Origin of the sequence: Pseudomonas sp. NFACC16-2, assembly GCF_900119205.1 — a bacterium.
In the GTDB taxonomy this organism is placed as follows: domain Bacteria; phylum Pseudomonadota; class Gammaproteobacteria; order Pseudomonadales; family Pseudomonadaceae; genus Aquipseudomonas; species Aquipseudomonas fluorescens_Q.
Map to the genome: position 1 here is coordinate 17,594 of NZ_FPIX01000051.1, position 21,700 is coordinate 39,293.

The 21,700-nt window shown below is 62.5% G+C and carries 19 protein-coding genes, 1 other RNA gene and 1 pseudogene; 4 read left to right on the forward strand and 17 right to left on the reverse strand.

The features are described from left to right. Window positions 1-64 precede the first annotated feature (64 nt). The 16 genes from ftsA to rsmI form a co-directional block, all read right to left on the reverse strand. On the reverse strand, window positions 65-1,324 hold the full coding sequence (gene ftsA / locus BT116_RS26750; protein ID WP_003205342.1) for a cell division protein FtsA: 1,260 nt from the start codon (window positions 1,322-1,324) through the stop codon (window positions 65-67). Between the two features lie 15 nt (window positions 1,325-1,339). Next, a complete protein-coding gene (locus BT116_RS26755; protein ID WP_063324490.1) occupies window positions 1,340-2,206 on the reverse strand; it encodes a cell division protein FtsQ/DivIB in 867 nt (288 codons plus the stop codon). Window positions 2,207-2,209: 3 nt separating this feature from the next. Then, a complete protein-coding gene (locus BT116_RS26760) occupies window positions 2,210-3,175 on the reverse strand; it encodes a D-alanine--D-alanine ligase (RefSeq protein ID WP_072348504.1) in 966 nt (321 codons plus the stop codon). Beyond that, window positions 3,172-4,632, reverse strand: a complete 1,461-nt coding sequence (murC, locus tag BT116_RS26765) for a UDP-N-acetylmuramate--L-alanine ligase (RefSeq protein ID WP_072348506.1) — start codon at window positions 4,630-4,632, stop codon at window positions 3,172-3,174. Before murC ends, BT116_RS26760 begins: the two co-directional genes overlap by 4 nt. Next, window positions 4,625-5,695, reverse strand: a complete 1,071-nt coding sequence (murG, locus tag BT116_RS26770) for an undecaprenyldiphospho-muramoylpentapeptide beta-N-acetylglucosaminyltransferase (RefSeq protein ID WP_072348508.1) — start codon at window positions 5,693-5,695, stop codon at window positions 4,625-4,627. Before murG ends, murC begins: the two co-directional genes overlap by 8 nt. After that, window positions 5,685-6,902: a putative lipid II flippase FtsW gene (gene ftsW / locus BT116_RS26775; RefSeq protein ID WP_072348510.1), complete on the reverse strand. Its 1,218-nt coding sequence runs from the start codon at window positions 6,900-6,902 to the stop codon at window positions 5,685-5,687. The genes murG and ftsW overlap by 11 nt, the downstream gene beginning before the upstream one ends. After that, on the reverse strand, window positions 6,899-8,245 hold the full coding sequence (gene murD / locus BT116_RS26780) for a UDP-N-acetylmuramoyl-L-alanine--D-glutamate ligase (RefSeq protein WP_072348512.1): 1,347 nt from the start codon (window positions 8,243-8,245) through the stop codon (window positions 6,899-6,901). The genes ftsW and murD overlap by 4 nt, the downstream gene beginning before the upstream one ends. 5 nt (window positions 8,246-8,250) lie before the next feature. After that, window positions 8,251-9,333: a phospho-N-acetylmuramoyl-pentapeptide-transferase gene (mraY, locus tag BT116_RS26785; RefSeq protein WP_053124966.1), complete on the reverse strand. Its 1,083-nt coding sequence runs from the start codon at window positions 9,331-9,333 to the stop codon at window positions 8,251-8,253. Further along, a complete protein-coding gene (gene murF, locus BT116_RS26790; protein ID WP_072348514.1) occupies window positions 9,333-10,700 on the reverse strand; it encodes a UDP-N-acetylmuramoyl-tripeptide--D-alanyl-D-alanine ligase in 1,368 nt (455 codons plus the stop codon). The genes mraY and murF overlap by 1 nt, the downstream gene beginning before the upstream one ends. Further along, window positions 10,693-12,156 carry a UDP-N-acetylmuramoyl-L-alanyl-D-glutamate--2,6-diaminopimelate ligase gene (locus tag BT116_RS26795; RefSeq protein WP_072348517.1) on the reverse strand — a complete coding sequence of 488 codons (1,464 nt, stop codon included), beginning with the start codon at window positions 12,154-12,156 and terminating at the stop codon, window positions 10,693-10,695. The genes murF and BT116_RS26795 overlap by 8 nt, the downstream gene beginning before the upstream one ends. Further along, window positions 12,156-13,895: a peptidoglycan D,D-transpeptidase FtsI family protein gene (locus BT116_RS26800; protein WP_162893922.1), complete on the reverse strand. Its 1,740-nt coding sequence runs from the start codon at window positions 13,893-13,895 to the stop codon at window positions 12,156-12,158. The genes BT116_RS26795 and BT116_RS26800 overlap by 1 nt, the downstream gene beginning before the upstream one ends. Then, the gene (ftsL, locus tag BT116_RS26805) at window positions 13,895-14,188 is read right to left on the reverse strand and encodes a cell division protein FtsL (protein ID WP_072348519.1); all 294 of its coding nucleotides are present in this window, start codon (window positions 14,186-14,188) and stop codon (window positions 13,895-13,897) included. Before ftsL ends, BT116_RS26800 begins: the two co-directional genes overlap by 1 nt. Continuing rightward, on the reverse strand, window positions 14,185-15,132 hold the full coding sequence (rsmH, locus tag BT116_RS26810) for a 16S rRNA (cytosine(1402)-N(4))-methyltransferase RsmH (RefSeq protein WP_072348521.1): 948 nt from the start codon (window positions 15,130-15,132) through the stop codon (window positions 14,185-14,187). The genes ftsL and rsmH overlap by 4 nt, the downstream gene beginning before the upstream one ends. Then, window positions 15,129-15,584, reverse strand: a complete 456-nt coding sequence (mraZ, locus tag BT116_RS26815) for a division/cell wall cluster transcriptional repressor MraZ (RefSeq protein ID WP_003205355.1) — start codon at window positions 15,582-15,584, stop codon at window positions 15,129-15,131. Before mraZ ends, rsmH begins: the two co-directional genes overlap by 4 nt. A gap of 308 nt (window positions 15,585-15,892) precedes the next feature. Continuing rightward, an RNA gene (gene rnpB / locus BT116_RS26820) (RNase P RNA component class A) lies at window positions 15,893-16,246 on the reverse strand. Between the two features lie 74 nt (window positions 16,247-16,320). Next, complete coding sequence (gene rsmI, locus BT116_RS26825; RefSeq protein WP_072348523.1) at window positions 16,321-17,226, reverse strand: 16S rRNA (cytidine(1402)-2'-O)-methyltransferase; 906 nt, start codon at window positions 17,224-17,226, stop codon at window positions 16,321-16,323. Between the two features lie 330 nt (window positions 17,227-17,556). Between rsmI and BT116_RS26830 the strand changes: the two genes are divergently transcribed. From BT116_RS26830 to BT116_RS26845, 4 genes are all read left to right on the forward strand, one after another. Then, complete coding sequence (locus tag BT116_RS26830) at window positions 17,557-19,368, forward strand: penicillin-binding protein activator (RefSeq protein WP_072348525.1); 1,812 nt, start codon at window positions 17,557-17,559, stop codon at window positions 19,366-19,368. Then, on the forward strand, window positions 19,368-19,730 hold the full coding sequence (locus BT116_RS26835; RefSeq protein WP_072348527.1) for a YraN family protein: 363 nt from the start codon (window positions 19,368-19,370) through the stop codon (window positions 19,728-19,730). Before BT116_RS26830 ends, BT116_RS26835 begins: the two co-directional genes overlap by 1 nt. A 102-nt stretch (window positions 19,731-19,832) precedes the next feature. Beyond that, complete coding sequence (locus BT116_RS26840; RefSeq protein ID WP_007928463.1) at window positions 19,833-20,426, forward strand: phosphoheptose isomerase; 594 nt, start codon at window positions 19,833-19,835, stop codon at window positions 20,424-20,426. Next, entirely contained in the window at window positions 20,423-21,001 is a 579-nt protein-coding gene (locus BT116_RS26845) for a BON domain-containing protein (RefSeq protein WP_003178201.1), read from the forward strand. The genes BT116_RS26840 and BT116_RS26845 overlap by 4 nt, the downstream gene beginning before the upstream one ends. Window positions 21,002-21,405: 404 nt before the next feature. Here BT116_RS26845 and BT116_RS31270 read toward each other — a convergent pair. Continuing rightward, a pseudogene (locus BT116_RS31270) lies at window positions 21,406-21,700 on the reverse strand (IS481 family transposase); the annotation flags it as partial.

The following is a 21,700-nucleotide window of genomic DNA, read 5'->3' on the forward strand; positions in this document are numbered from 1 at the left end:
TACTGCGTTTGCTGCGTCTTCCAGCGCCAAGCCTGAAACCTGCCGCGTGAAGCTTTGAAACTGTTTAAAAGTTGCCTTTGACCCAAGCCTGGAGCCGCTCGAACAGCGGAGCCTTCGGCTCGTCGCTGCTATAGCTGTCGCGGCTGCCGATGCCTGAGAACGAAATCCCGTCGGACTGCTTCTGCAGGCCGTACATCAACAGGCCCACGCCGGTGGAATAGATCGGGTTGCGGACCACGTCATCCAGGCCCTTGACGCCATGGGGCACGCCCAGGCGCACCGGCATGTGGAAAATCTCTTCGGCCAGCTCGACCGCGCCTTCCATCTTCGACGTACCGCCGGTCAGCACGATGCCGGCCGGGATCAGGTCTTCGTAGCCACTGCGGCGCAGTTCGGCCTGGATCAGCGTGAACAGCTCGTCGTAACGCGGTTCGACCACTTCGGCCAGGGCCTGGCGCGACAGCTCGCGCGGTGGACGGTCGCCGACGCTTGGCACCTTGATGGTTTCGCCGGCACCGGCCAGCTTCGCCAGGGCACAGGCGTAACGGATCTTGATTTCCTCGGCGTACTGGGTCGGGGTGCGCAACGCCATGGCGATGTCGTTGGTCACCTGATCACCGGCAATCGGGATCACCGCCGTGTGGCGAATGGCGCCTTCGGTGAAGATCGCGATGTCGGTGGTGCCGCCGCCGATGTCCACCAGGCACACGCCCAGTTCTTTCTCGTCGTCGGTCAGCACCGAGTAGGCCGAGGCCAGTTGCTCGAGGATGATGTCGTCGATTTCCAGGCCGCAGCGGCGCACGCATTTCTCGATGTTCTGCGCCGCGTTCACTGCACAGGTCACCACGTGGACCTTGGCTTCCAGGCGCACGCCGGACATGCCCAGGGGCTCACGCACGCCTTCCTGGTTATCGATCACGTAATCCTGCGGCAGGGTGTGCAACACACGCTGGTCGGCCGGGATCGCCACGGCCTGGGCCGCGTCGAGCACGCGCTCAAGGTCGGCGGAGCTGACTTCGCGATCACGAATCGCCACGATGCCGTGGGAGTTCAGGCTGCGGATGTGATTGCCCGCCACGCCGACGAACGCCGAGTGGATCCGGCAACCGGCCATCAGCTGCGCCTCTTCGATGGCGCGCTGGATCGATTGCACGGTGGACTCGATGTTCACCACCACGCCTTTTTTCAAGCCACGGGACGGGTGTGTACCGATCCCGACGATGACCAGCGTGCCGTCGTCCGCGACTTCGCCTACCAGCGCCACCACCTTGGAAGTGCCGATATCGAGACCGACGATCATTTTCCCGCTTTGCACGTTTGCCATGGGTCCTGCCTCTTCTTAATTCTTCGCGACGGCGGGTTCGGCCGTCGTGGGCGCTACAGGTTCCCGCCAGCCAACGGCCAGGCCGTTGGCATAGCGCAGATCGATGCGCGCAATGTTCGTAATCTGTTCTTTAAGTGTCTTGTCATAGATGGCGATGAAGCGGCGCATCTTTTCCACCAGGTTGCCGCGCCCGAGCAACAGCTCGATGCCCGGTCCCGAGCTACCCGCGCCAGTGGTCAGGAACCAACTGCCGCGCTCACGCAATTCCAGGCGCGCGATGGAGAAACCCAATGGCCGCAACATCTGGCTCAACACCTGATATTGCTGCATCACTTGCTGCTGGGCCCGCTGTGGGCCGAACAGTTGTGGCAAATGTTCATAGTTGGCCAGTTCCCGCGGCGTAAACGCCTGGCCCTGGTTGTTCAACAACGACTCGTCGCCCCAACGGGCCACCGGCAATTGCTCTTCCAGGCGGATCGACACCTGGTCGGGCCACACCCGGCGGACTTCGGCGTGGGCGATCCAAGGCATCTGCTCCAGTTCCTTGCGCATGCCCGCCAGGTCGATGGTGAAGAAACTCGACGCGACGAACGGAGCGATCCGCTGCTGCACGGCCTGCTGACTGATGTAGCTCAGGTCGCCCTGGACGTTGATCCGGGCGATCGGCCGGTCGGCATAAGGCAGCAACCGTTGCGCGCCTTCATACGTACCGAACCCCAACGCCACCAGCAGCACCGGCCAGAACAAGCTCTTGAGAAAACCAAAATTGGCTTTCGGCAAGCGCGCCGACATCGGCTCTTTGGCCACCATTCGGCTGGCACCCCGCGGCACCGGCTTGCGACCGGGTGCGGATGGCTGATGACGAAGCGATGCGCCTTGCATGGCTTAACCTCTTGGCTCTTGATGGCCGACACTGGCGGCCAGGATCGACACCACCAGTTGCTGGAAATCCAGACCGGCGGCGCGAGCCGCCATCGGCACCAGGCTGTGATCGGTCATGCCAGGCGCGGTGTTGACTTCCAGGAACCAGAACTGCCCATCGGCGTCCTGCATCACGTCTGCCCTGCCCCAACCGGCGATACCCAGCGCCTCACAGGCCTTGGCCGTGAGGTCCATCAGTTCTTTTTCCTTGGCGGCGTCCAGCCCGCAGGGAATGCGGTACTGGGTATCGTTGGCGATGTACTTGGCGTCGTAGTCGTAGAACGTGTGGGGCGTGCCCAGCGCAATCGGGGGCAACACCTGGTCACGCAGGGTGGCGATGGTGAACTCGGGACCGGTGATCCATTGTTCGACCAACACTTGCGAATCGTAGGAACTGGCGTCTTTCCATGCCGCGGTCAACTCAGGCAGCGAATTCACTTTCGCCATGCCAATACTTGAACCTTCATGGGCCGGTTTGACGATCAAAGGGAAGCCCAGTTCCGTGGCCGCCGAAATACAATCGGCCTCGGACGCCAGCACGGCGTGACGCGGCGTCGGAATGCCGAGGCTGTGCCAGACTTGCTTGGTGCGCAGCTTGTCCATCGCCAGGGCGGAAGCCAGGATGCCGCTGCCGGTGTAGGGAATGCCCAGGCATTCGAGCAGGCCTTGCATGCTGCCGTCTTCGCCGCCGCGACCATGGAGGATGATGAACGCGCGATCGATTTTTTCGCTCAGCAGGCGCTGCAGCAAATCGTCGCCCACATCGATACCGAAGGCGTCGACACCGGCGCTTTGCAGGGCTTGCAGCACGGCATTGCCGGACTTGAGGGACACCTCGCGCTCGGCGCTCTTGCCGCCGAACAGCACGGCAACGCGGCCGAAGGCTTTCGGATCAAGGGTCGAGACCAGGTTGGCGTAGGCTGCAGTCATTTCAGTTTCCCCTCGCTGGAGGCCACGATTGCTCCGGCGAATAACGGACTTTTCAACAGTTTCGGGGCCAGGCCACCAATGTCACCGGCACCCTGGCACAGCAGGATGTCGCCGGCGCGCAGCAACGGCTTGACCAACGGCGCGAGGTCCACGCCACGTTCGATGTAGATCGGGTCCAACTGACCGCGCTGGCGAATGCTGTGGCACAGCTGGCGGCTGTCGGCCCCCGGGATCGGCTCTTCACCGGCCGGGTAGACTTCCATCAACAGCAGCACGTTGGCGTCGGCCAGCACCTGGACGAAATCGTCGTACAGGTCGCGGGTTCGGCTGTAGCGGTGGGGCTGGTAGACCATCACCAGGCGTCGCTCCGGCCAGCCACCGCGCACGGCCTTGATCACCGCCGCGACTTCGGTCGGGTGGTGGCCGTAGTCGTCAACCAGCATTACGTTGCCACCGTCCACCGGCAGCTCGCCGTAGACCTGGAAGCGTCGGCCCACGCCCTGGAACCCGGACAGGCCCTGGACGATGGCTTCATCGCTGACGCCTTCGTCGGTGGCGATGCAGATGGTGGCCAAGGCATTGAGTACGTTGTGGTTGCCGGGCATGTTCACCGACACATCCAACGGCTCGCGATCGGGGCGCAGTACGGTGAAGAACGTCTGCATGCCCTGCTGGCGCACGTTGATGGCGCGCACGTCGGCTTCTTCGCCGAAACCGTAGGTCACGGTCGGACGCTTGATCAGCGGCAAAATCTCGCGCACCACCGGGTCGTCCAGGCACACCACCGCCAAACCGTAGAACGGCAGGTTGTGCAGGAATTCGACGAAGGTCTTCTTCAGCTTGTTGAAGTCGCCGTCGTAGGTCGCCATGTGGTCGGCGTCAATGTTGGTGACCACGGCCACCAGCGGTTGCAGGTGCAGGAAACTCGCATCGCTCTCGTCGGCTTCGGCGATCAGGTAGCGGCTGGTGCCCAGCTGGGCATTGGTGCCCGCGGCGTTCAGGCGACCGCCGATCACAAAGGTCGGGTCCAGGCCACCGGCCGCGAACACCGAGGCGATCAGGCTGGTGGTAGTAGTTTTGCCGTGGGTACCGGCGACAGCAATGCCGTGGCGATAGCGCATCAGCTCGGCCAGCATCTCGGCCCGTGGTACCACGGGGATACGGCGCTCCAAGGCGGTGGCGACTTCCGGGTTGGAAGTGTTCACAGCACTGGAAACCACCAGCACGTCGGCATTGGCGGCGTTCTCGGCACGGTGGCCGATAAAGATCTGTGCGCCGAAGGATTCCAGGCGCTCGGTGACCGGGGAGGCCTTCAAGTCGGAACCCGAGACCTGGTAACCCAGGTTCAGCAGCACCTCGGCGATCCCGCACATGCCCACGCCGCCGATACCGACGAAGTGGATGCGGCGGATACGGCGCATTTCCGGTTGCGGCATGGCTTTGCGATTCTCAACCATGGGCCACCTCCAGGCAGGTATCGACCACTTGGCTCGTGGCATCGGGTTTGGCCAGGCGGCGGGCGGCGCGGGCCATGTCTTCAAGTCGTTGCGGCTGCATCAAAACCTCTGTCAGGCGGGCGGCAAGATCCGCGGCGCCAGTCGTTCTTTGCGGCATCAGGAAGGCAGCGCCTTCACGGGCCAAATAATCGGCGTTACGGGTCTGGTGATCGTCGATGGCGTGGGGCAAAGGCACCAGCATCGAGGGCAGACCGGCGGCAGCCAGTTCACTGATGGTTAGCGCGCCTGCGCGGCAGACCACCAGGTCGGCCCAGCCATAGGCTTGGGCCATGTCTTTGATGAAAGGCTGTACTTGCGCCTCGACGCCGGCCGCGCGATAGCGCTCGGCGGTCACTTCATCGTGGTTTTTGCCAGCCTGGTGAAGCACTTCCGGCCGCAGCTCGGAGGCAACCTGCGACAAGGCTTCGGGCAGCAATTTGTTCAACGGTTCGGCCCCCAGGCTTCCGCCCAGGACCAGCAAACGTGCCTTGCGTCCAGCCAGGGCCGGGCGCGGCGTATCGAAAAACAGCTCGGTGCGCACCGGATTACCGGTGGTGCGGCGGCTGCCCGACAGGGTAAAGGTGTCGGGAAAGGCTTCACAGACCCGGGCGGCCAACGGCACCAGTAACCGATTGGCGGTACCGGCCACGGCGTTCTGTTCGTGAACGATCACCGGCACACTGGCCAATTTCGCCGCAACACCGCCAGGACCGGTCACATAACCGCCAAACCCGACCACGCACACCGGGCGCAACCGACGGATGATCGCCCGCGCCTGCCAGACCGACTTGAGCAGCATCAGCGGCGCCTTGAGCAACGACAACTTGCCCTTGCCCCGCAGGCCGCTGGCGTCGATCCGGTGCAGCTCAAGGCCGGCAGCTGGCACCAGTTCGTTCTCGATGCCCCGTGGCGTGCCCAGCCAGTGCACGGTGTAGCCGCGCGCCTGGAACTCCCGGGCACAGGCCAACGCCGGGAACACATGCCCGCCGGTACCGCCCGCCATGATCAGCACGTTAGCGCCCATGAATCGGCTCCTCGGCGAAGTCGCTCTCCTGGAATTCCATCTCTTCGCTGCCCAGGTGGGTTCGACTCTCCCATTCGATGCGCAACAACAGGCCGAGACAGGCACAGCAGATCACCAGGGAGCTGCCGCCATAACTGAGGAACGGCAGCGTCAGGCCCTTGGTCGGCAACAGGCCGACGTTCACGCCGATGTTGATCAGGAACTGGCCGATCCACAGGAACGACAAGCCATAGGCCACGTAAGCGGCAAAAAACTGCTTGGCCTTCTCGGCCCACAAGCCGATGTACATGCCGCGCACGCAGACGAATACGAACAAGGCAACGGTACACAAGGAGCCGACCACGCCCAACTCTTCGGCCAGGACCGAGAACACGAAGTCGGTGTGGGCTTCCGGCAGGTAGAACTGCTTCTGCACGCTGTTGCCCAGGCCCACGCCCAGCCACTCGCCGCGACCGAAGGCGATCAGCGCCTGGGTCAATTGATAGCCGGAACCGAACTGGTCGGCCCACGGGTCGGTAAAGGTGATCAGGCGCGCCATCCGGTACGGTTGCGCCTGGACCAGCACGGTCACGGCCGCCACCGCCAACGCCACCATCAAGATGAAGCGAAACAGCCCGACCCCACCGAGGAACAACATCGCCGCCGCGGCGCCCATCATCACCACCGTGGCGCCGAAGTCCGGCTCCATCAGCAGCAGGCCCGCCATCGGCAGCAAGACGATGAACGGCTTGAAGAACCCCATCCAGCTCTCGCGCACTTCTTTCTGGCGACGCACCAGGTAACCGGCCAGGAAAATCACCACGAAGACCTTGGCGATTTCCGAGGGCTGCACGTTGAAGAAACTGAAGCCGATCCAACGCATCGAGCCGTTGACCTCGCGGCCGATACCCGGCACCAGCACCATCACCAACAGGCCGAAGGCACCGAGCAGCATCATCCAGCCCAGGCGCTGCCAAGTGGCGATCGGCACCATCATGGTGACGACGCACGCACCCAAGCCGATCACCAGGTAAACCAAGTGGCGGATCATGTGGTAAAGCGTGTTGCCCGACTGCACGGCGGCCACTTCCGACGACGCGGACGTGATCATCACCAGGCCAAGGCCCAGCAAGGCCAGGCAACCGGCAAGCATCGGGAAATCCAGGTCGATGCCGCGCCCGGTAATCAGCGGCGACGGGTACGGCTTGATGATGTTCATCAGGCTCATGCCAAGTCCTCCGCGGCCCGGGCGAACAGCTGCCCGCGCTCTTCATAGTTCTTGAACATGTCGAAACTGGCGCAGGCCGGCGACAACAGCACCGCATCGCCTGGTTGCGCCAGGGCGCGGCACTGTTGCACCGCCTCGTCCAGCGAAGCGACCCGAACCAGCGGCACGGCATCGCCGAGCGCCTGGGCGATCAATTCACGGTCGCGGCCCATCAGCACCACGGCACGGCAGTTGGCCGCCACCGGGTCACGCAGGTCCTTGAAGTCGGCGCCCTTGCCATCGCCGCCGGCGATCAGCACGAGCTTGCCCGCGATGTCCGCGCCCAACCCTTCGATGGCCGCCAGTGCGGCACCGACGTTGGTGGCCTTGGAGTCGTTGTACCAGGCCACGCCATCGAGGTCGCGCACCCATTGGCAACGGTGCTCAAGGCCGGCGAAGGTACGCAGGGCCGAGAGCATGGCATCGAACGGCAGGCCGACCGCATGTCCCAGGGCCAACGCGGCCAGGGCATTGGCCTGGTTGTGGGCGCCGCGAATTTTCAGTTCGCGCACCGGCATCAGGTTCTGGAATTCGAAGGCCAGGTATTTCTCGCCATTCTCTTCACGCAGCCCGAAGCCTTTGAAGTCCGGCACGCCCAGGCCGAAGGACCAGCACGGCATGCCCTCGCCCAACAATGGACGCGTCAGGGCATCCTGGCGGTTGAACACCACTTGCCGGGCACCACGGAAGATCCGGTGCTTGGCCAGGTGGTACGCCGGCAGGCCGCTGTAGCGGTCCATGTGGTCTTCGCTGATGTTGAGCACGGTCGCCACTTCGGCGCCCAGGTGGTCGGTGGTTTCGAGCTGGAAGCTCGACAGCTCCATCACGTACAGCTCGACGTCGTCACTGAGCAGGTCCAGCGCCGGAGTACCCAGGTTGCCGCCCACGGCGACGCGCTTGCCGGCCGCCGCAGCCATCTCGCCCACCAGGGTGGTGACGGTGCTCTTGGCGTTGGAACCGCTGATGGCGATGATCGGCGCCTTGGCGTTGCGCGCGAACAGCTCGATGTCGCCGGACAATTTCACGCCACGGGCAGCGGCCGCCTGCAGGGCCGGAGTCGCCAGGGCCAGGCCGGGGCTCACGTAGAGCTCGTCGGCGCGGCACAGGAATTCGACGTCCAGCTCGCCACAACGCACGTCCACCTGCGGATAGTCACGGCGCAGCGTGGCCAGCTCAGGTGGATTTTCCCGCGTATCGGCGACGGCAAACGACACGCCCCGGCTCGCCAGGAAGCGAACCAGGGACATGCCGCTCTTGCCGAGGCCGACAACGATGCGGAAGTGGTCAGAAGCGATCAGGGACACTCGTTCTACCTCAGCTTCAGGGTGGCAAGGCCGATCAGCACCAGAATCACGGTGATGATCCAGAAACGGACGATCACACGTGGCTCGGGCCAGCCCTTGAGTTCAAAGTGGTGGTGGATCGGCGCCATGCGGAATACGCGGCGGCCGGTCAATTTAAAGGAAGCAACCTGAATGACGACTGACAGAGTCTCCATCACGAACACACCGCCCATGATGAACAGGACGATTTCCTGGCGAACGATGACCGCGATGGTGCCCAGGGCCGCGCCCAGCGCCAGCGCGCCGACGTCGCCCATGAAGACTTGTGCCGGGTAGGTGTTGAACCACAGGAAACCCAGGCCGGCACCGATCAGCGCCCCGCAGAACACGATCAGCTCGCCCGCCCCTGGCACATAGGGGATCAACAGGTATTCAGCGAATTTCACGTTACCCGACAGGTAGCAGAAGATCCCCAGGGCGCCGCCGACCATGACCGTGGGCATGATCGCCAGGCCATCGAGGCCGTCGGTGAGGTTGACCGCGTTGCTCGAACCGACGATCACCAAGTAGGTCAGCACGATGAAACCTGCGCCCAGTGGAATGCTGTAGTCCTTGAGCATCGGCAGGATCAGGGTGGTCTCCACCGGCGAAGCAGCGGTCATATAAAGGAAGATCGCCGCGCCGAGGCCGAACACCGACTGCCAGAAATACTTCCAGCGGCTTGGCAGCCCCCGGGAGTTCTTCTCAATGACCTTGCGGTAGTCGTCGACCCAGCCAATGGCCCCGAAGAACAAGGTCACCAACAGCACGACCCAGACATACCGGTTCGCCAGGTCGGCCCAGAGCAGGGTGCTGATGCCGATGGACGACAGGATCAACGCGCCGCCCATGGTCGGGGTGCCGGATTTGGACAGGTGCGACTGCGGGCCATCGTTACGAACCGACTGGCCGATTTGCAGGTTCTGCAGGGTACGGATCATCCACGGGCCCAGGAACAGCGACAACGACAGCGCGGTCAGCACACCCAGGATCCCGCGCAGGGTCAGGTACTGGAAGACCGCGAAGCCTTTGTGGAACTGTTGCAGGTACTCCGCTAGCAGCAGCAGCATTAATGTTTCTCCGTTAAGGCGCCGCACAGCGCCGCGACGATGTTTTCCATCGCGGCGCTGCGTGAGCCCTTGATCAATAAGGTGGTGTTCGGATCCTGCTCGGCGCCCAGGGCTTGGATCAGCTCGGCCTGAGTGGTGAAATGCCGTGCGTGCTCGCCAAACGCGGCGACCGCATGGGCCATCATCGGACCGACCGCATACAGCGCGTCGACCTTGCCGCGCGCATAGGCACCGACATCGTGATGCCCCTGTTGCGCCCACTCGCCCAGCTCACCGATATCCCCCAGTACCAACACGGTACGGCCGGAGAAACCGGCGAGGATATCCACGGCTGCGCACATGGACGACGGGTTGGCGTTATAGGTGTCGTCGATCACGCGCATGCCATTACTGGCCAGTTGCGCAACAGAGCGCCCCTTGACCGGCTGCACGGCGTTCAGCCCGGCGACAATGCCCGGCAGCGACACGCCCAGCGCATGGGCGGCAGCCGCCGCGGCCAGGGCGTTGGCAACGTTATGCGTGCCGAGCAGGTTCAATTGCACCCGCTCGGCGCCATCCGGGCTGTGCAGGTTGAAGGCCGGGCAACCGCGGGCATCGCGGTCCAGGTCGCTGGCGTAGAAATTCGCGGCGAGGTTGCTCAGGGCAAACGTCAGCACCTTGCGCTCGCCCGCCCGGGTCTTCCAGATTTCGAAGGCCTTGTCGTCGAGATTCAGCACAGCGACGCCATCGGCATCCAGCCCTTCGATGATCTCGCCCTTGGCCTCGACGATTTTTTCCGGGCCGCCGAACTCGCCGACGTGAGCAGTCCCGGCGTTGTTGAGCACCGCCACATGAGGCTTGGTCATGGCCACGGTGTAGGCAATCTCGCCGAGCCGCGAAGCCCCCAGCTCGATGACAGCGGCGCTGTGTTCCGGCGCCAGTTCCAGCAAGGTCAGTGGCACGCCGAGGTCATTGTTCAGGTTGCCACGGGTCGCCAGCACCGGACCGCGGGTGCGCAGGATGCTGGCAAGCATTTCCTTGACCGTGGTCTTGCCGCTGGAGCCGGTGATGGCCGCCACCGGCTTGTCAAACCCGGCGCGGTTCAACGCGCCCAGTTGGCCCAGGGCCTGACGGGTGTCAGCGACCAGCAACTGCGGCAGCGTACTGTTGGTCACTTCCCGTTCGACCAGTGCCGCGACCGCCCCTTTGGCGGCGACTTCGTTCAAGTAATCGTGGCCGTCGAAACGCGGGCCGGCCAGGGCGACGAACAGCTGCCCCGGAGCAATGGCCCGGCTGTCGATGCTGACGCCGTCGAAGCTGGCGTCCGCCGCGATGAGACGCCCGTTCAGGGCGTTGGTCAGTTCGCTGAGCTTCAGGGCCTTAAGCATGGGCCACCTCCCACGCGGTCAGGGCATGATCGGCTTCCACCAGGTCGGAGAACGCATGGCGTTCGCCGTTGATTTCCTGATAATCCTCATGACCCTTGCCGGCCAGGACGACGACATCGTCCGCCGAGGCGCTGGCGATCAAATGGGCAATGGCCTGACCGCGGCCGGCGACGAAGGTGACGTTATCCACAGCCGTAAAACCGGCGCGGATGTCGTCGAAAATCCGCTGCGGGTCTTCGGTACGAGGGTTGTCGTCGGTGACCAGCACGCCGTCTGCCAACCGCTCCACGACTTCGGCCATCAATGGGCGTTTGCCGCGGTCACGATCGCCACCGCAGCCGAACAGGCACAGCAACCTGCCCTTGGCGTGGGGACGCAGGGCCGTGAGAACTTTTTCCAATGCGTCAGGGGTATGGGCGTAATCGACCACAACCAGTGGTTGAGTCCCACCGCCCAAACGCTGCATGCGACCGGCCGGGCCCTCGAGCTTCGGCAAGACCTTGAGAATTTCGTCCAGCGCGTAGTCCAGGCCGAGCAAGGCGCCGATGGCCGCCAATACGTTGCTCAGGTTGAAGCGGCCAAGCAAAGTGCTGCGCAAGTGGTGCTCGCCCTGGGGCGTGACCAGCGTGGCGCGCACGCCTTCGTCATCAAATTGCGCCTGGCGTACATAAAGGTAGGCACTGGCATCTTCCAGGCTGTAGGTGATCAATCGCGACTCGCGCTTTTCGGCAGCCAGCTGCCGACCGAATTCGTCATCGAGGTTGATGACCCGGCACTTCAGGTCATTCCAGGCAAACAGCTTGGCCTTGGCTTCACCGTAGGCCTGCATGGTGCCGTGGTAATCCAGGTGATCCCGGGACAGGTTGGTCAACACCGCGACATCGAACGCCAGCGCGGTCACGCGCCCCTGGTCCAGACCGTGGGAAGAAACTTCCATCGCAACGGCCTTGGCACCGGACTTCTTCAGGTCCGCCAGGGTCGCCTGCACGGCAATCGGGTTCGGCGTGGTGTGCAGGCCACTTTCCAGCGCGCCATGGAAGCCGTTGCCCAAGGTCCCGACGATGCCGCAATGCTGGCCGAGCAGGTCCAGGGCCTGGGCCACCAGTTGGGTCACGCTGGTCTTGCCGTTGGTACCGGTCACGCCCACCAGGTTCAGGTGACGGCTCGGGTCGCCATAAAAACGCCCAGCGATGTCCGACAGCTGGGCCGCCAGGCCCTTGACCGGAATCAGCGGAACGTCGGTGATTGGCAGGACGGTCGCCCCGGCCACTTCATACGCCACGGCAGCCGCGCCACGCTTCAAGGCATCGGCGATGTGGGCACGGCCATCGAAACGGGCACCCGGCACAGCCAGGAACAAGTCCCCGGCGCGGACATTGCGGCTGTCCAGGGCCAGTTCGCGAATCAGCAGATCGTGACCGGCGTGGGCGAAAATCTTGTTCAGGCTCAGGGACATCAGCCACGCCCTCCTTCGGCTTTCAAGGGCACGACCGGTGCGGTGTTCGCTTGCTGGGTCGGCGGCAGGTTATCCGGGGTAATGTTCATCAGGCGCAGGGTGCCGGACATCACTTTGCTGAACACCGGCGCCGAGACCAGGCCACCGAAGTAGCCCGCCTTGCTCGGCTCATCGATGACCACAACGATGGCGTAGCGCGGGTCGCTCATCGGGCCGAAGCCGGCAAACAGCGAACGGTAGGAATTCTCGGCGTAGCCTTTAGTGCCCACGGAGGTTTTACGGGCGGTACCCGATTTACCTGCCACGTGATAGGCCGGCACCTGGGCGCGATAGACACCCCGCGGCGCCTCGATTACCTGTTGCAGCATGCCCTGCATGGTCTTGGCGACGTTCTCCGGGATCACCTGGGTGGTCTGCGGCGCCTTGTCGGTCTTGATCAGGGTCAGCGGGGCGATACGCCCGTTGTTCGCCAATGCGGAGAACGCGTGGACCAGTTGGATCGCGGTCACGGAAACACCGTAGCCGTAGGACAACGTAGCGGTTTCAGCCTTGCGCCAGTCCCGGTAGTTCGGCAGGTTGCCGACACGCTCACCCGGGAAGCCCAGGCCGGTGTCCTGGCCGAGGCCGATTTTCTGGGCCAGGCGATAAATCGTCTCGCCGCCGATATCGAAGGCGATCTTGCTCATGCCCACGTTACTGGAGTTGATCAGGATGCCGGTCAGGTCGAGCACCGGGCCTTCGGTCTTGGACACGTCACGAATGGTGTACTTGCCGATCTGCAGGGTGCCCGGGTACACCTCGACGGTGTCGCTTGGTTTCCAGCGCCCGGTTTCCAGGGCGGCGGCCATGGACACGGCTTTCATGGTCGAACCGGGCTCGAACACGTCGATCATCGCCCGGTTGCGCATCATCGCCGGTTGCAGGTTGCGACGGTTGTTCGGGTTGTAGGTCGGCTGGTTGACCATCGCCAGGATCTCGCCGGTCTTCACGTCCATGATCACCAGGCTGCCGGCCTTGGCACCGTTCTCGACGATGGCATTGCGCAGTTCACGGTTGGCCAGGTATTGCAGGCGCAGGTCAATGGACAACGCCAAGGGCTTGCCGGCCTTGGCGTTTTTGGTGACTTGGACATCCTTGATCAGCCTGCCGCGCCGATCCTTGATGACTTGGCGCTTGCCGGCGACCCCGGCGAGCCATTCGTCATAGGCCAGTTCAACACCTTCGCGCCCTCGGTCATCAATGTCGGTAAACCCGACCATATGGGCCGTGACTTCACCGGCCGGGTAGAAACGCCGGAACTCTTCGATGCCATAGACACCAGGTACTTTCAGATCGAGCACGCTCTGGCCCTGTTCGGGCGTCAAGCCGCGCACCAGATAAATGAATTCCTTGTTGGCCTGGGCTTCGAGGCGCTCGGCCAGGGCCTTGGGATCCTGCCCGAGGGCAGCGGCCAGTGCCGGCCATTTTTCCTTGGCCAACTGCATTTCCTTGGCGTTGGCCCACAAGGTGGTCACCGGGGTGCTCACGGCCAGGGGTTCGCCATTGCGGTCGGTGATCAAGCCACGGTGCGCCGGGATCGGAATATGCCGCACGCTGCGCGCATCGCCCTGCCCCTTGAGGAAGTCACGGTCGACCACTTGCAGGTCGATGATGCGCCACGAAATCGCCGCCACCATGATCCCGAGCAAGCCCAGGACCAGACGAAACCGCCACGGGAACAGCGCCCCTTCGAGTTTCATCATGGCGCCACCATCTGCACTTCGGCAGCGCCGGGAATGCGCATTTTCAACTGCTCGGTGGCCAACACTTCGATACGGCTATGGGCAGTCCAGGTGCTCTGCTCCAGGATCAACCGGCCCCACTCGGCCTGCGCCTTGTCACGCACGCTCAGCTCGTTGTAAAGGGAATTGAGAAGCTGCCGGTTCCAGTGCGCACTATAGGACACGGCGATGGCCGACACGAGCACGCCGATAAACAGCAGCAGCATGAAAAAGCTGCCGCCGGGCAGGGGCTTGGCGAAGAGCTTGCTCACCGCAACTTCTCCGCGACGCGCATGACGGCGCTACGGGCACGTGGGTTGGCCTTGAGTTCGGCCTCGGAGGCGAACTGCGCTTTGCCATGGATCTTGATTTTTGGCACGAAGGCTTCAAAACGCACCGGCAGGTTGCGCGGCAGGTTGTCGGCTTCACCCTTGGTGAGTTTGCGCATGAACAACTTGACGATGCGGTCTTCCAAGGAATGGAAGCTGATCACCACCAGCCGCCCGCCGATCTCCAGCGCTTCAAGCGCCGCTTCGAGACCGACTTCCAGATCGCCCAACTCGTTATTGACGTGGATGCGCAAGCCCTGGAACGCACGGGTCGCCGGGTTCTTGCCCTTTTCCCAGGCCGGATTGGCCACTTTCAACACCTCGGCCAGGTCGCCGGTGCGCTCGAATGGCTTGATGTCGCGGCGTTCGACCACGGCGCGGGCCATGCGGCCGGAGAAACGCTCTTCGCCGTATTCCTTGAAGACACGGGCGATTTCTTCCACCGGGGCGGTATTGACGAATTCGGCGGCACTGATGCCACGGGACGGATCCATGCGCATGTCCAGCGGGCCGTCATTGAGGAAACTGAAGCCGCGCTCCGGGTCGTCCAGTTGGGGCGAAGACACGCCCAGGTCGAGCAGCACGCCACTGACCTTGCCGGCCAGGCCACGCTCGGTGACTTCCGAAGCCAGCTCGGCAAAGCTGCGTTGCACAATGACAAAGCGGCCGTCTTCGGCCGCCAGCGCTTGCCCGGTGGCAATCGCTTGAGGATCCTTGTCGAAGCCCAGCAATCGGCCACCCGGACCGAGCTTGCTGAGAATCAACCGGCTGTGCCCGCCACGCCCGAATGTGCCGTCCAGATAGCAGCCATCAGGACGTACGGCGAGAGCCTCGACGGCTTCGTCAAGCAGTACGGTGATGTGGTTAAAGCCGCTATCAATAGTCACAGGATCAAATCACGCAGTTCATCAGGCATGGCGCCCGGTTGTTGAATAGCAGCGAGGTCGGCGGCAGAAACCGCATTCCAGGCATCTTCGTCCCACAGCTGGAACTTGTTCAGTTGGCCTACCAGCATCGCGCGCTTGTCCAGCTTGGCGTATTCGCGCAGGCGCGGCGGAACCAGGAAACGACCGCTGCCATCGAGTTCGAGGTCGACGGCATTACCGATCAGCAAACGTTGCAAACGGCGGTTTTCTTCACGCAACGAAGGCAGTGCGCGCAGTTTGGTTTCGATGATTTCCCACTCATCAAGAGGGTAAACACACAAGCATGGGTCAACGGCGTCGATCGTGACGATTAACTGCCCGGAACTTCGCGAAACGAGCTCGTCACGATACCGGCTGGGCATGGCGAGCCGGCCTTTTGCATCGAGACTGATAGCGTTAGCTCCGCGAAACACGTCAGCGTTTCTCCACTTTTTGGCGTTTTACCTTCAAAAAAACCCACTTCATGCCACTTTCCGCCACTTGCGCACACTATAGGAATGCGCCCACCGCACCGTCAAGGCGCGGATTGAAGGAAAAGCCTTATAGATCGGAGATTTAGGAGCGTTTCAGGAGGGGTAACAAGAATCTGACGTAGGAAATTTCACCTCAACCCGAGGAAGCACAGGAGGCTGCGCGCACAAGTTAAAGTGATTTATTAAGAGTAAGATTTTTTTGGTATTAGGAACTGCGTCTGCCAGTGATTCCAGCAGGAAGGGAAAAGGTGGAGAGTCGATCTGTAAGCCGGGTTCTGTCTTGAACAGTCATTCGTCTACGATGGCCATCACTGGACATCTTTAGCAACCTACCCGGTCCCAGCGCGGGCCACGCCTTGGGACCCTATTTGGTCTTGCTCCAAGTGGGGTTTACCTAGCCACGAACTGTTGCCAGCCGTGCGGTGCGCTCTTACCGCACCTTTTCACCCTTACCGGCGCCGAAGCGCTTAGGCGGTTATTTTCTGTGGCACTTTCCGTAGGCTCACGCCTCCCAGGCATTACCTGGCACTTCGCCCTATGGAGCCCGGACTTTCCTCCCCCCTCTAATTCTCATAGAGGGCAGCGACTGTCCGATCGACTCTCCGCCGCGAAGGTTAACGGTAGAGCGCTTGAAGAACAAGCGCTAAAAGCCTTGGGCCAGACCCACACCTTGGTTTCACTGGCCTTTCTGTTTTTCCAGCGCGACCTGGTACAGCACATTCTTGCGCTCGCCAGTGATTTGCGCCGCAAGGGCCGCGGCACGCTTGAGCGGCATTTCCTCGAGTAGCAGGTTCAGGACGCGCATCGCTTCGCTGCTGACAGCGTCTTCACTTTCCGGGGCTGTCCACCCGGCCACCAGCACGACACACTCGCCGCGCTGCTGGTTGCTGTCGCTTTCGACGAAGGCTCGCAGCTGCGCCAACGGCAACCCCTTGAGGGTTTCGAAGGTCTTGGTCAACTCGCGAGCCAGCAGTGCCGGGCGCTCGGCGCCGAACACCAGTTCCATGTCTTGCAGGCATTCCAGAATGCGGTGCGGCGCCTCATAAAAGATCAGCGTGCGCGGTTCTTCCTTTATAGCCTCCAGGCGCGCCCGACGCCCCACCGCCTTGGCCGGCAGGAAACCTTCGAAGATGAAACGGTCCGACGGCAGGCCCGCCGCCGACAGCGCCGCGATCAATGCACAAGCGCCCGGCACCGGCACCACGCTGATGCCCGCCGCTCGAGCCTGACGCACCAGATGATAGCCCGGGTCGGAAATCAGCGGCGTACCGGCATCGGAAATCAGCGCGACGTTATCGCCCGCCAGCAGCCGGGTAATGAAACGGCTGCCTTCATCCCGCTCATTGTGTTCATGACAGGCCGCCAACGGCGTGGAAATGCCGAAATGCTGCAGCAGGCGCTGGGAATGACGGGTGTCTTCGGCTGCGATAAGGGCAACTTCTTGCAGGATTTTCAGCGCACGGGCACTGATATCGTCCAGGTTGCCGATGGGCGTCGCCACCACATAAAGCGCGCCGGCAGCGGAATTCAAAGCACCTGGAGCAGTCAAGACACATACCTCATGATCGGTAAAAACCGCCATTGTAGCGTGTGCAGGCCGTCTCAGTTGCTCACATCAACCATTGTGGCGAGGGGATTTATCCCCGCTGGGCTGCGCAGCAGCCCCAAAAAGACTGGAAACCATTCAGCCTGACACACCGAGGCGGAAGGTCTTAGGGCCGCAGCGCAGCCCAGCGGGGATAAATCCCCTCGCCACAGGTTTAGTGCCGCCGCCTCAGCGAGCACCGCCTTTTGTGGCGTGCCGCATTCTTTGAAATACCTAAATTGATCGATTCACACCACTAACATCGCGCCCCGGCCAGCGCTTGGGTACAATTCGACGCTAATTTGATCTCGTATCAGGAACACTTACATGATCGCTTGCCTGCGGCTGCTCTCCGCCCTCTGCCTCGCTGCCCTCCTGGCGGCCTGCGCCAGCTCGCCCTCGTCCAGCCTTGGCGAACTTCCACGCACCCCGGATGCCAGTATCGAGCAGTTGCTCGAACAGGCCACCCAAAGCAAGAATCCGGAAAAAGCCGCCCTGCTGCGCCTGAGCGCTGCCGACCTGGCCTACCGCCAGGGCAATGCCGGCCAGTCCGCACAGATCCTGCAACAAGTGCCGATGGAACAACTCAAGCCCGGCCAGCAGATTTTCGCCAGCACGCTGTCGGCTGAACTGGCGATGACCCGCAACCAGCCCAAGGCGGCACTGACCGCCCTGGGCCATCCAAGCCTGCAACACCTGAGCGAAATGCCGGTGGAACAGCAGGTCCGTACCGGTACCGTCCGCGCCCGCGCCCTGGAGGCCGATGGCCAGACCCTGGCCGCCGCCAAGGAGCGCATTTTCATCGCGCCCCTGCTGGAAAACGACGCTGCGGCAAAAAACCACGAATCCATCTGGTCGTTGATCGCCTCGCTGCCCACCGACCAGTTGCAGCCAAGCTCCAACGACGACCTTGGCGGCTGGCTGAGCCTGGCCCAGGCCGTCAAGACCGCCGGCACACTGGAACAACAGCAGGCGGCGATCGACCACTGGCGCGAACAGAACCCGAAGCACCCCGCCGCCCTGCAACTGCCGATACCCCTGGTCAAGCTCAAGGAACTGGCGAGCCAGCCGCTGAGCAAGATTGCCCTGCTGCTGCCACAAAATGGCCCGCTGGCTGCGGTTGCCAAGGCCTTGCGTGAGGGCTTCATGGCCGCGCACTACCAGGCCCAACAGGCCGGCCAGAAGCCGCCAAGCATCCAGTTCTATGACAGCTCCAGCCTGACCTCCATGGACGAGTTCTATCGCAAGGCCCAGGCCGACGGCGTGCAACTGGTAGTCGGACCGCTGGAAAAACCACTGGTCAAGCAGATCAGCACCCGCCCGCAACTGCCGATCACCACCCTGGCGCTGAACTACAGCGAAGGCGAACAAGGGCCGCCGCAACTGTTCCAGTTCGGCCTGGCACCCGAGGATGAAGCCCGCGAAGTCTCCCGTCGCGCCCGCGCCGACGGCCTGCATCGTGCCGCCGCCATGGTACCGAAGGGTGAATGGGGCGATCGCGTCCTGAAAGCCTTCAGCCAGGACTGGCAGGCCAATGGCGGCACCATCATCGCAATCGAACGGGTCGACCAGCCGGTCCAACTGGCCCAACAGATCGCCGACATGTTCCAGTTGCGCCAGAGCGAAGGTCGCGCCAAGAGCCTGCAAACCACCGTTGGCACCACGGTCGCAGCCCAGCCGTCCCGTCGCCAGGACATCGAGTTCATCTTCCTGGCCTCGACGCCGCAACAGGCCCAGCAGATCAAGCCCACCCTGAACTTCCAGTACGCAGGTGATGTACCGGTCTACGCGACGTCCTCAGTGTTCAGCGCCAGCGGCGACCAGAACCAGTACAACGACATGAGCGGCATCCGCTTCTGCGAAACCCCGTGGCTGCTCGACGCCAATGACCCGCTGCGCAAGCAGGTCACCGCCCAGTGGCCCCAGGCAGGCGGCAGCCTGGGCCGGCTGTACGCGATGGGTGTAGACGCCTATCGCCTGGCACCGCGCCTGGGCCAGCTCAAGACGCTGCCGGACAGCCGCATCGAAGGCCTGTCGGGCAGCCTGGCGGTGTCTCCAACCCAGCGCGTACAGCGTCAACTGCCTTGGGCCGAGTTCCTCAACGGCCAGGTGCAGCGCCTGCCGGATACCCAGCGCTGATGCCCGAGCGATCACGCCAGCAAAGCGGACGGGATGCCGAGGGCCAGGCCCTCGCGCATCTCCAACAACACGGCCTGCGGCTGGTGGCGCAGAACTGGTTGTGCAAACGCGGCGAGCTTGATCTGGTCATGCTTGACGGCGATACAGTAGTATTCGTCGAAGTCCGCTACAGAAAAAATACTCAATGGGGTGGCGCGCTCGACAGCATTGACGAGCGCAAGCGCCAGAAGCTGGTTTTTGCCGCGCAGTATTTCCTGCAACGCGAGTCTCGCTGGGCCGATCATCCCTGCCGCTTCGACGTGGTTGCCATCGACAGCAACGCCGCCCAGTTGAACTGGCTGCAGAACGCCTTCGACAGTTGAGCGCCCATGCCGAGCCGGACACCTTCACCTAACTTTTTTGCTCTTTGCTTTGCGCGCCGCACATGTTTGTGCCGATAAGCCGCGCTACTTAAGGTCACACAGATGGACATGCAATCGCGAATTCGCCAGCTTTTTCAGGCCAGTATCGACACCAAGCAACAGGCGATGGACGTACTTGCACCGCACATCGAGCAAGCCAGCCAAGTGATGGTCAACGCCCTGCTCAACGAAGGCAAGATGCTTTCGTGCGGCAATGGCGGCTCGGCCGGCGACGCCCAGCACTTCTCGTCGGAACTGCTCAACCGCTTCGAGCGCGAACGCCCGAGCCTGCCGGCGATCGCCCTGACCACCGACAGCTCGACGATCACCTCGATCGCCAACGACTACAGCTACAACGAGGTATTCTCCAAACAGATCCGCGCCCTGGGCCAACCCGGCGATGTACTGCTGGCGATTTCCACCAGCGGCAACTCGGCCAATATTATTCAAGCGATCCAGGCCGCACATGATCGCGAAATGATTGTCGTAGCATTGACCGGTCGTGACGGCGGCGGCATGGCGTCCCTGCTATTGCCAGAAGACGTCGAGATCCGCGTACCGGCCAATGTCACCGCACGTATCCAGGAAGTCCACCTGCTGGCGATCCACTGCCTTTGCGACTTGATCGACAGCCAACTGTTCGGGAGTGAAGAATGACCCCTAATCGCCTAGGCCTTCTGGCCCTGACCCTGTGCCTCGGCATCAGCGGCTGCACATCGGTGGTTAACGCCAGCCGGGAAAAGCCGATTGAAGATGACCGTGGCACCCGCACCTTCGGCAGCAAGATCGACGACTCCCTGATTGAAACCAAGGTCGGCGTGAACATTGCCAAGGCCGACCCGGACCTGGACAACAACTCGCACATCGTCGTCACCAGCTTCAATGGCGTCGTACTGCTGGCCGGCCAAACCCCACGCGCCGACCTCAAGGCCAAGGCGGAACAGGAAGCCAGTGCCGTGCAACGGGTCAAGACGGTGCATAACGAATTGCAAGTCCTGCAACCCTCCTCGCTACTGGCGCGCCAGAACGATGCGTGGCTGACCACCAAGATCAAGACCCAGATGCTCACCGACGCCAGCATTCCTGGCTCGCGCATCAAGGTTGTGACCGAGAATGGCATCGTTTATCTGCTGGGCTTGCTGACCAAGAAAGAGGCCGCCCAGGCGACCAACCTGGTGCAGGGTGTGTCCGGGGTGCAGAAGATCGTCAAGTTGTTTGAATACATCGACTAAGAGGGGGGCGGTTGCGGGCTTTGTGAGACGCAGCTTGTTGGTCATGTTGATCATTTAAGAAAACGGCGCTTCTTCCAGGGTGGGAAGGCGCCGTTTTTTATGGGCGGGATTTTCGGGTTTTGGGTGTATATCCGTTGCTGCGGTAACGGCCACTTAGGGTTCCGCCCTGACGGCGGGTCACTTTCGAAAATCCGGAAGCCGGCCCAGGCGAAAGTAACCAAAGCGCTCCTGCCCCACCACTCGGCACCTCGCTTAGGCTCGGTGTGCCCTCACTCCGGCATTGCTCCGTGGCCCTTCGCGGCGGCCCACGGAGCAATGCCTGCGTTCGGGCATGCCGAGCCTAGGCGAGGCACCGAGTGGTGGGGCATGTACGGGACAACCACATGGGTTACAAAAAAGTGCATTCACATAGGTGACACTTTTATTGAAACATAGCCGTTCTTTGCGTCCCTGGCATTGACGTGACCTAGGATCACCGGACCGAAGATCACATTCCATACCCCGTCCTTGATCATCTCCATTCCAATGTTCTGATGCCTGAGCAGATTCCCCACGTATATCCGCAGACCGGCTCGATTAATAATTCCGCTACCATCTGCCAGGTAACACTCAATGTGGCTCGCATACCCCATTTCCGGTAGCTTCTCCGGATAAGCTCGAGTGGAGGGTGTGTAGCAAGAGGCGGGAGTTTTCTGGCCG